Annotated in this window: 2 protein-coding genes; both read right to left on the reverse strand. The window is 40.6% G+C overall.

Annotation, left to right across the window (positions count from 1 at the left end):
- On the reverse strand, positions 1–199 hold a 199-nt coding region (locus tag J5224_RS29765; RefSeq protein ID WP_264628663.1), incomplete at its 3' end, for a sugar 3,4-ketoisomerase.
- A gap of 195 nt (positions 200–394) precedes the next feature.
- The coding region (locus tag J5224_RS29770) for a polysaccharide biosynthesis tyrosine autokinase (protein ID WP_264628664.1) at positions 395–1036 on the reverse strand (642 nt) is incomplete at its 5' end.

Here is a 1036-nt window from a genome sequence, read left to right on the forward strand (position 1 = left end):
AACGACACGAACCTCTTACTGCCACTACTATTTGCTTCAAAACTTTATGAGCGTGAAAACCTCTGCGCACCCCTTCCTTGGTTTTGAATAAATAATAAACTCGCTTAATACTAAAAGGAATGTTTTTACCCTCTTCAAGAGAGATCAAGGCGCCACGTTCATCGCCATGTGTTTGCAATGGGATAAGTTTTATATGCATGAGAATACTCCATTACTATCAGTCAATACACTCAAGAATTAGAACTGTTATAAATTAGATGCATTACTAATTATCAGCAGTATGATGTATAAAGGATACAGTATTGATGCGCGCATCAATAAAATTATAAATTCAATAATAGAAAAGCCGGACGTCGCCCGGCCTAGAATAGTATCAACAATTATTAACGCTAATTTATTTATTTTTTTCTGATTTATAATCATAAGTATAATAATGATAATTACCATACCCATAATAACTGGCGGCACGTTTAACAATGGCGTTAAGAATCACACCTTTAATCTCAGCACCATTTTGCTCAAAGCGGCGGATACTCACTTCAATTTCTTTCACCGTATTCATTTCAAAACGTGCAACCAGCAGTGATGTTCCTGCATGGCGGCTGATAATAGCAGCATCTGTTACTGCCAGAATCGGCGGTGTATCGAGTAGCACCAAATCATAATTTTCTGCCGTCCACTTAATAAACTCAGCAAAGCGGCTATGCATTAACAACTCTGAAGGATTCGGAGGAACTTGCCCTCTAGGGATAAAATCCATGCCCTCCATATGCGTTTTTCGCACCGCATCTTTTGCTTGTATCTGCCCTGAAAGGATATCAGAAAGACCATTGTTGCTTTGCACGCCCATCAGTTCATGGGCATAGCCTTTGCGCATATCGCAGTCGATAATTAACACTCGCTGACCTGCTTGTGAAATTACCGCTCCCAGGTTAGCACTGATAAAGGTTTTACCAATGGAGGGACTAGCACCCGAGATCATCAGCACATTGTTTTTAGCTTCCATCATCGCAAAGTGCAGGCTGGTGCGCAGGCT

It is taken from the genome of Candidatus Symbiopectobacterium sp. NZEC135, from assembly GCF_025962695.1.